Source organism: Endozoicomonas sp. (assembly GCF_031844845.1).
Classification (GTDB): domain Bacteria; phylum Pseudomonadota; class Gammaproteobacteria; order Pseudomonadales; family Endozoicomonadaceae; genus Endozoicomonas.
The window spans coordinates 1-9,760 of record NZ_JAVRMB020000148.1 but is presented as its reverse complement, the minus strand read 5'-3'; the positions used below and the strand labels follow the sequence as shown (position 1 = coordinate 9,760).

General features: G+C 47.7%; 8 protein-coding genes. 7 read left to right on the top strand and 1 reads right to left on the bottom strand.

The features are described 5' to 3' along the window. Positions 1–337: 337 nt before the first annotated feature. The gene (locus RM811_RS07445; protein WP_402522449.1) at positions 338–1,783 is read right to left on the bottom strand and encodes a hypothetical protein; all 1,446 of its coding nucleotides are present in this window, start codon (positions 1,781–1,783) and stop codon (positions 338–340) included. A 937-nt stretch (positions 1,784–2,720) separates the two neighbouring features. Between RM811_RS07445 and xdhA the strand changes: the two genes are divergently transcribed. The 7 genes from xdhA (at position 2,721) to RM811_RS07410 (ending at position 9,347) form a co-directional block, all read left to right on the top strand. After that, a complete protein-coding gene (gene xdhA / locus RM811_RS07440) occupies positions 2,721–5,012 on the top strand; it encodes a xanthine dehydrogenase subunit XdhA (protein ID WP_402522446.1) in 2,292 nt (763 codons plus the stop codon). Positions 5,013–5,028: 16 nt separating this feature from the next. Further along, positions 5,029–5,904 (top strand): xanthine dehydrogenase subunit XdhB, encoded by an 876-nt coding sequence (gene xdhB / locus RM811_RS07435; RefSeq protein ID WP_402522443.1) that lies wholly within the window; start codon positions 5,029–5,031, stop codon positions 5,902–5,904. Continuing rightward, positions 5,901–6,461 carry a (2Fe-2S)-binding protein gene (locus RM811_RS07430; RefSeq protein ID WP_402522441.1) on the top strand — a complete coding sequence of 187 codons (561 nt, stop codon included), beginning with the start codon at positions 5,901–5,903 and terminating at the stop codon, positions 6,459–6,461. The genes xdhB and RM811_RS07430 overlap by 4 nt, the downstream gene beginning before the upstream one ends. Positions 6,462–6,484: 23 nt before the next feature. After that, positions 6,485–7,036: an antibiotic biosynthesis monooxygenase gene (locus RM811_RS07425; RefSeq protein ID WP_402522439.1), complete on the top strand. Its 552-nt coding sequence runs from the start codon at positions 6,485–6,487 to the stop codon at positions 7,034–7,036. Positions 7,037–7,104: 68 nt separating this feature from the next. Further along, complete coding sequence (locus RM811_RS07420; protein WP_402522436.1) at positions 7,105–7,659, top strand: hypothetical protein; 555 nt, start codon at positions 7,105–7,107, stop codon at positions 7,657–7,659. A 48-nt stretch (positions 7,660–7,707) separates the two neighbouring features. Next, entirely contained in the window at positions 7,708–8,220 is a 513-nt protein-coding gene (locus RM811_RS07415; RefSeq protein WP_402522434.1) for a hypothetical protein, read from the top strand. A gap of 308 nt (positions 8,221–8,528) precedes the next feature. After that, entirely contained in the window at positions 8,529–9,347 is an 819-nt protein-coding gene (locus RM811_RS07410; RefSeq protein WP_402522432.1) for a hypothetical protein, read from the top strand. Positions 9,348–9,760: the final 413 nt, after the last annotated feature.

Genomic DNA, 9,760 nt, shown 5'->3' with positions numbered 1-9,760 from the left:
TCCATCAGCAGTAACCGGGTGCCCCTCGGTTATTTTGTAATAACTTGTAGCACTGTAAAACAGTCATCGACTGATTATCGTCAACGACTGTTTTACTGATAAATCTGGAGAGACTCCAGACCATGACAAGAAATACACAAGCGGAACGCTCGCCGCGTTCCCGTCTTATATCCCCGCCCGTTTGGACCCGAGGACTCAAGGACCCGAGGGCCTAAAAGCCTAAAGGCCTGAAGGCGAGGGTTTACGACTATTTTGCTAAATAGCCATGAGCTGGTAAACACCCTCGTTCCCAAGGTTTCCCATAGGAACGAGATTCAGCATTTATGACATATCCGGACTAAACATTATTAAAGTCCAAGTTATCCATAGAAAACTCTGAAGATGCATTTGTAAGCGTGTGGTATCTCAGCTTACCAGCCCTGTGCAATTTACATGCGGTCAACACCGCCATTGAAACGCCAGCAAATCCTACTCCAGCTAATGAATATATCAAACGGTTAGACCTGGTTTCAGAAGATGACTCGGAAGAGGGCTCAGAAGAGGGCTCAGAAGAGGGCTTATCATTGAAATCTGGCCTGCTCGTGTGAGGTATATTTTCTACATCGGGAATTCCAGGATGGGAAAGCGTATAACGTACAGTAAAGGGAATATGCTCGCCATCTTGTGAATCGATATAAAGAGAAGCCTCATCTATTTTATGGGGATAAGGGGGGAACTCAAAAACGCATACACGATGATAGGATTCAATACTGAAGTGTTTTACTGGTGAAAATGATTGCCAAGGCTCATTTCCGTAGTCATCAGCTCCTGCGTCAACATAAAAATGGGTGTTATTTGAAGTATCTGATGGCTCTTCTGTGGTAAACAGTCTCGTTCTGTTTGTTTCATCAATGGCGTCTGTTATCCCGCATCGTGAAATATTCCTGTGGTTATAACTATATGGAGACTCTTTCAGTGAAACCAAGATCATTTTATCACGGAAGGTATATTTATCTCGAGTCCTCACGTCAAACTCAACACGTTGATGGTAATCGTCATGTAAATAATACCTTTGTGTAAAAACTCTACCGTATATTCCTGATGTATAAAATATGAATTCAAGCCTATTTTGATGCATGACTTCTGTATTAAATGTAATATTCGTTGTTGTTGGCAGCCTGGCCTGATCGATGAATTCTGAAAAATATTCAAAGGTACCATTAACATCCCCGGGAATGGCCAGAGAGCATGAAGGCGTATTATCTGAGGATATCTCTTCCAATGGCTGTTTCATCGTTTCAGCAGGCTGACCTGTACCCGTATTGGCGTTCACCATTTTAATGATCGAGCAACTGACGTTGTTATGCCCGGCATCAGCATCACTATTCAAAAGCGTCAGTGAAATATTCCCTTTAACACCGGGAACGTAGAAAGGCTGTTCAATATTAAGTGACCTGTTTTGCGGAACTTCGTAGCTGACTGACCTGCGGAAATTAATATTATCTTGTGCGCTTTCAGACGGACCCTTCGGTAGCATCAATATGTTAGAACCATCATACCTACCAATGCCTGAGACATAATCCCTATTTATTCCATCAACAAAACTGTCTGAACTAATATCACTCTTTATATCCAGCCTGATGATCTCAGGCATTTCGCCCGACCCTTGATGCTTTTGGGTGGTGTTGTCAGCCTCCGGTAACGGATCAACCGTCTGCAGGGTGGCCGTGGCATCATAATATATGTCTTCCTGAGCATCATAATACTCTCCTTCCGTAGTGTTGGAGTTAACCGGGTCATTCACACCGGGTTCCGTTAATTGCGCCATTGCGGTATCAGGTAAACCTGCCTGAGAATGTGGAATCCCGTCAAAAGTTGTTACGGGGTGCATTGTGGTACGGCTGGTTAGCGTCAGATTATTTTCAGGATTGAGTAATGGCGGCACTTCCCGTTTATTCCGAACGGATGTTGAGAGCGCAGGAGCAAGCAAACCAATACCAGGAACAAGAACCATTGGCACTATAATCATTGTCAATAAAATAGCCCCCTTTATCCGGGTACTGTGTTGCCTGACAAAACCGGCTGGGTTCGGGAGATAGTTACCAACCTCACACACCTTAACTTTCAGCTGATTAAACCAGCCAGTAGAATTGCCTTCTGTCTCCACTATTCCGGTGCCTGATCCTGCAACAACTGAAGATCCTATTTTATTCATATCTACCTCTTGTTCTATCAGGTCGAAAAACGGATTTAGGAACTGCAGTTTAATAACTTCCCCATTTCAACGACCGTTGCCCGAAAAAGCACAAGCAGACCCGGCTTTTTTGCCTTGGCTTTTTCGGGCAACGGATAACGGCCTTAACAAGTCTCAGTCAAATGCGGAACTTATTTCGGGACATTAATTCCTTACTGTCGCTATTGAAGTGTCTAAAGGTAGAGCACTAATTACAGCAATAAGTTCCTTCATCCGGAAAGAAGACCGGCGGAACTTCCCCGCCAGTCCCTCGCAGAACGGTACCTGAGCTTTCGGCTCATGCCACTACCATCAGGCAGATCACCTCATTAATCGTAAGATCTCTCTGATGCCTGCTGTCCATGGGATATCACTTGCTGAACTTAACCTCGTTCCCCGACGAAACCATGACACAGGGCAGAACTAGTTAGCTGACATTTTTATAGGCTATCGTTCTCACGGTTCCCCGTGGAAACGAGTACGGAACAGAAAAGAACAGGAATAAACTATGTCTGTTGGTCTCTCTCAGGAGCGCCTGGATGCCAAAGCCAAGGTAACCGGTCGCTGTCGTTTTACTGCGGACCTGACCCTGCCCGGCATCCGCATTGCCAAATATCTTCACAGCACCATTGCCCACGGAAAGGTGACGTCTATCGACACCTCTGAAGCATTGGCGCTACCCGGTGTCGAAGGGGTATTTACCTTTGCGGATATTCCCAAAGTTCCGTTCGCTACCGCAGGCCATGCCTTTAATCTGGATCCGGCTGCCCGGGATAAAGAAGACCGGCTTCTGCTCACCGAGCATGTTCGCTATCACGGTGATGAAATTGCCGTTGTGGTGGCGGTTGATGGGCTCACTGCCAGCAAAGCGCTGAAAAAGATCAAGGTCACTTATGAAGAGTATCCGGCACTGCTGAACCATGAGCAGGCCCTGGATGATACCGCCAGAGAACTGCACGATGGCAGTGGCAACCGGGTTGGTGAACACAGCTACCAGTGCGGCGATGTACCGGCGGCACTGGCCTCGGCAGATGCCATCCTGAAAGGCCAGTTCCAGACCCAGATGGTTCAGCATTGTCATATGGAAAACCATGTGGCCTGGGCCTATATGGACGACACTGATCATATTGTGGTGATGTCCTCCACCCAGATACCTCATATCTGTCGTCGTATTGTCAGTCAGGCGCTGGATATTCCCATGAGCACTGTGCAGGTGATCAAGCCTGCTATTGGTGGTGGTTTTGGTAACAAGCAGGATGTAGTGCTTGAACCTATGGTTGCTTTTCTGACAAAGCAGCTGGGCGGTATTCCTGTGATGCTGGAACTGACCCGGGAAGAGTGCCTGACCAGTACCCGTATTCGTCACCCGTTTCGGGTCAATATAGAATGTGCTGTCAATAATGACGGTACCTTAAAAGCTCTGGCCATGGATGTCTCATCCAATACCGGTGGTTATGCCTCTCACGGCCACTCCATCGCCAAGGCTGCGGGCTCCAAGGTGGTGCCACTCTACCCTAATGCAGCGATTTCCTATCAGGCGATTACCCACTACTCAAACCTGCCTTCTGCGGGTGCCATGCGGGGTTATGGTTCTCCTCAGATTGTCTTTGCCGTTGAATCCATTATGGAAGAGGCGGCAAGAAAGCTGGGTATGGACAGCATTGATTTTCGTCTGAAAAACGTTGCCCAAACCGGAGATACCAATCCACTGACCGGCAAAGTGATTGAAAGCGCCGGTATCCGTGAATGCCTGCACAAAGGTCGCGAGCAGTTTCTCTGGGATCAGAAAAAACAGGATCATTCTCGTTTTAATAGTGCCTGCAAAACCGGAAATATACGCCGGGGTCTGGGTGTTGCCTGCTTCTCCTATGGCAGCGGAACCTACCCGGCATCGGTAGAAATTGCCGGAGCCCGGATGATTCTCAATCAGGATGGTCGGGTTACCGTTCAGATCGGCGCAACAGAAATAGGCCAGGGCTCAGATACCGTTATTGCCCAGATGGCCGCAGAAAAACTGGGCATCCCGGTATCGGCTATTCGCGTTGTTTCCACTCAGGATACCGATACCACCCCCTTTGACCCGGGCTCGTTTGCCTCCCGACAAACCTATGTGGTCTGTCAGGCGGTGGCAGAAGCCGGTGACCTGCTCCGCCAGCGTATTCTTGAACATGCCAGCTGCATGCTGGAGATAGCTGTTGATCAATTGACCGTATCTGAAGATGCGGTGATTGATACTAGCGACAATGTTCTTTTATCTCTGAAAGATCTCGCGCTGGATGCTTACTACCACAAAACCCGTGGCCAACAATTGACGGCGGAAGTTTCCCGCAAAGTAACCACCAATGCCTATTCCTACGGCTGTACCCTGGTAGAAGTGGAGATCGATATCGCCCTCTGCCAGTTAACCATTCTGGCCATTCGTAACATTCACGACTCCGGAAAAATCATCAACCCGGATCTGGCGGCCGGGCAGGTTTATGGTGGTGTCGGCATGGGTATTTCCGGTGCGCTCAGTGAGGAACTGCTGGCAGACCCGGAAACCGGCTGGATCTACAACAACAATCTGCTGGATTACAAAATCGCCACCATGATGGATTCACCGGATATCAGCTGCGACTTTGTTGAGACCCATGAGCCCACAGCTGCCTTTGGTAATAAATCATTGGGTGAACCGCCCCTGCTGTCGGTCGCACCGGCCATTCGTAACGCCATTCTGGATGCTACCGGTGTTGCCATGAATCAGCTGCCCATGTCGCCTAAAGCATTATTCACCGCATTCCGTGCTGCAGAATTAATTTAAAGGATGGAGACCGGGCATGTTCCCCATTGACCAATACCATCGAGCCAGCAGCGTTGAACACGCCTGCTCGCTACTCGCTGAATACCCCGGCAGAAAATTGATTGCCGGCGGAACCGATGTTCTTATACGGCTTCGTGAAGGTAAATCTGGATTCAGTTCCCTGATAGACATCCATGACCTGGATGAACTGACCTGGATAAACCATACCGCCGACGGAACACTTCAGATCGGCTCCGGCGTCACCTTCACCCAGCTGATTAACTATCTGAAAAACGACAGCCTGCTGCCGGCACTGGTAGAAGGTTCATCGTCTATCGGTGGGCCACAGGTTCGCAATATGGCAACCCTGGGCGGCAATATCTGCAACGGTGCCACCAGTGCCGACAGTGCTGCACCACTGCTGGCATTTAATGCCAGGATTACCCTGAAAAGTCAGTCCGGAACCCGGGAAGTACCGGTTGAAGATTTCTATGCCGGCCCTGGCAAGGTTCATCTTGAACCCGATGAAATCGTGACCACCTTCTCCATCAATCAGGAAGACCATCAGAATACCGGTAGCCATTTCTATAAATACGCCATGCGCAAAGCCATGGACATAGCCACCATTGGCTGTGCAGCGGTCTGTCGTATTGAGGAAAATCGCATTCAAAGCCTGCGTCTGGCTTATACCGTTGCCGCACCCGTACCCACACGCTGTCATGTACTTGAAGAGCAGGTCAACGGACAGCCTGTTTCCGGAAAGCTGATTAGGGATATTGCCGCTATGGTGCTTGAGGAACTCTCTCCAAGAAACTCATGGCGAGCCAGTAAAGACTTCCGGGAGCACATTATCCGTACCCTGGCAGACCGTGTAGTTACCGAAGCCATTATTCGTGCGGGAGGCCAGCTATGAAACAGATTATTCAGTGCCAGCTCAATGGCAAGCCAGTGGAACTGGTGGTCGATGTTCGTCAATCACTGCTGGAAGCATTACGCGGCCATGGCCTTACCGGCTGCAAGGAAGGCTGTGGTGTGGGTGAATGCGGTGCCTGCACCGTATTAATTGACGAAGTACCCATAGATAGCTGCATCACACTGGCAATCCGGGTCGAAGGGAGGTCGATTCGCACCATTGAGGGAGAGACCGTCAATGGCAAACTGTCAGCAGTACAGCAGGCTTATGTGGATGCCGGTGCCGTTCAGTGTGGCTTCTGTACGCCCGGACTGGTGATGAAAACCACCTCTTATGTGGAAGGTATTAGCCGTTCTGGTGGCTGCTGTCAGAACCAGATAGATAGTCAGAACCAGGTAGATAGTCAGAACCCGGTAGATAGTCAGAACAAGGCTGATAACATCAACCGTGAAACCATCCGCCGAGAACATGCCGGTAACCTGTGTCGGTGCACGGGTTATCAAACGGTAGTGGATGCCGTAGAGAAAAGCATTCAGTACTATAGTGGACAAGAATAACCGCTGATAGAAAGAGGACACTGATGGCTAAAAACCCGGATCCGGTCACCCTGATGATTGCCAATACCATAAAACCCGGCAAGCTGGAGGATTATCGCATCTGGGTAAAAGGCATCAGTGAAGCCGCCCGGCAGTTTGATGGCTATGAAGGTACCCAGTACATCAAACCGCCCACTGGAGATAATCATACGGTTCATTCCATGATCCGTTTCCGGGATCATGTCACGTTATCCGCCTGGGAAGAGTCTGAAGCTCGTCAGCAATGGCTTGATAAACTGCCTGAACTGGTAGCGTCCAGACAGGCTGAGAAAATAGAAGGCATTGAATTCTGGTTCGAACCACCCGATGCACCTCTGCTAAAACCACCCAAATATCGTATGGCTCTGGTGACTCTACTGGCGATTTATCCGCTGATTCTATTTATCCCGCCCCTGATCTCCATGCTTTTACCGAATGACGTGCCCCGTTTTGTGGCCATTCTGGTGAGTTGCCTGTGCACTGTTCTCCTGATGACATGGGCGGTTATGCCCGCCATGACCAAGATTTTTTCATTCTGGTTATTTCGGAAAAAATAGATACAGCCACTCTTTAACCTGACGATATTTATAAGAACCCGTTTCAGGGATTCGAGCAGGCGAAGCTTATGTCCGGACACATCAATGGCAATATCGGTATTACACCGCCACAGAATACTTCAACCAATGGAGCAGAACAATCACAGAATCTGACGGCTTCCAAGCCTGGCGCTCTGAACCGCACCAGCATAACCACCTACCCTCCCCGGAAAAACTTATCAAATCCCGAACGATCTTCTCGTCCGGCACCAACACCATTAGCCAGCCGTCAGGCTGCCATTAAGCCCAATAACCTGGACAGTGTTCTCAACCTGTTTAAACAAGGTGTCGAGCATACCTCTAAACAGGTTGAAAACCTGAAAAACAAGTCACCAACGGACAGCAGAGAAAAGAAACTCCATACCAAAAAAATGAAAGACACATTAAAACATATGGAAAGACTAGAGAAAGCAATACAAAACGAACTTAAGGACGTGATTCTGAAGCACAATCAATCTGAAATCTCTGCCTTTGATACTACTGAAACACCCGAAAATAAAGCCCTGTACGAGACAACCAGTAAAATCCTGGGCACCTTGAATAAAAATATAAAAACCTTGAAAACCTTGAAAACCAAGCATTAAACACGCTTTCAAGAAGATCTTTTATCTCTGATTCAGGATTAAAAACTCATGAAAAAGGACAGTCTCGACAGCAGCCCGGCACAACAAAATAATCAGGCAAATTCTGGCGTCAGGAAGCGAAGCATCATCTCGCAGCAGGATGTAAAAAGGACTTTACTATCCAGTGAAGATTTCACACGCCCGGAAGTAAAACCCCTTACAGAAAGGCTGGTAAGCCAGAAGCCAGCCAACCTCAAAGAAGCATTAAGGCCACTGAAACAGGGCGTAACCTACGCTTCTGACCTTATCCACCGTCTGCAGGATGCTCACCCTTCCATCCAGCGGGAAAAGGTGCAGCATACCAGCCGTATCAACGATACCATTCATCTCCTGGAAGGATTGCAGAAAGCCATTGAGAAAGAAACCCGGGAGTTATTTATCGGACATGACCAGGCTGAACTGGGTATTGAAGATGAAACTTATGAAGAGAAAACACTCTTTCGGGACTCTTCCATTCTACTCAGTACTCTCCAGTCCCACATTCAAACGCTGGAGAAAATGAAAACCACATCATTTGAATAGAGGTTGCCTCTATTCATTAAATTTTCAGTGGCAAGGTTGGATCGAGCGAATGCGAGCCCCAACAAACTATCGGCAATCATCGGTAAAATTGTTGGGGTTCACTCCGTTCGACCCAACATGTCAAACCCATTGAAACCATGCGCTATGGTTCGAGTTATATCCACTGGCTTATGCGCTTGTCCAGCTTATTTCAGGATTGAAAAACACCATTGCAAATATCCGGTCAGCAGCACTGACCAGGCTGTTAGTCCTGTCGAATCCCTGATGTGCTATTAATAAGGGAAAATACATAAGGATTAAAAATAAATATGACCCCTCCTATAGGTACGAACTTTAATCACGATGGGAGTCTGGCGGCTTCAGCCTCTGAGCCTCCCCGTCACCCGCAAAGTCCTGAACTGGCTACTAAAATCAATATACCTCGGAATGCTGACAGCGATGACCAGCACAAAGACCTGCTGAATCGTGGGATTACCGGGGTTACCGTTGAATTAAACGCTGTAAGGCCCACCGCTGCTGGCGAAGGTCAGATAAGCAGTTTGTTTGTTAAGATCAATGAACGACTTACCCTGATGGAGGAGGTGGCTGCCTGGAAAGCCACAAATAAAAAACCCACTGAGGATCTTGAACAGGAAAAAAGAGTCTTGGCAGGTACGAAGAAGTTGGCCCACAAATATGGCATCGATTGGGATACCTGCCGTGCAGGCTCTGTTTCCGATAAAAGTGGAAAGTGTCGTAAAAGCACAAGATTGCATCCATACCCCACAAAAGAGTGGCGTCGCCTCCGCTCCACTGGGCGCCTTGAAAGTAGAGACCCAACTATTGGCTGCCATGCATTTATTGAGGCCCAGATGGTGGTGGCAAAAGAGATTCAGGATAATTATCGAAAGCAATGGCAAGTAAAGGGAAATATTCCGGAAACCGTCAAATCAATTACTGAAACAAGACTAGAGATCAAAATCATCAGCGAAGAAATATTAAAACTGATTGCTGACTGTCTTAAGTCGAACCAGACATTCCATCCAATGAAAACCCTGTTTATGCAATCCCTTGTCAGTGGGGATTTATCGGTTACGAGCAAGAAGCTGCTTTTTGAAAAGCTGACAGCTATTGTTCTGAGCCTGTAAATAATTCTGGATTCATCTGCTGGAAGGATTACAGAAAGCCATTGAGAAAGAGACCCGGAAGTTATTTGTCGGACATGATCAGGCTCGAAGCGGGACTTAAAAAAGTCTGAAAACCACGCGCTCTACCTGGAGTCATCAATGCTATTAAGGATTTGTCCCAGAATAACTTCCTCATTTTACTAAGGTTTGCATTCAACTCTCTTATTCCTGAAACCCCTATTCAGAGATATTCTGATGAAATATTAAGATAAAGTATCCCACAAATTTTCTGATGTAACTCCGAGCCTGTGTTTTTGTTGCAATTTTTCTGGTGTCTTTATCTGCGACAGTTTATTTACAACCCCATCCAGATTCATTCTTGTTATTTTATTCAACCTTAACAATTGAACAGCAATATTGAGAAGCTCAAGCCT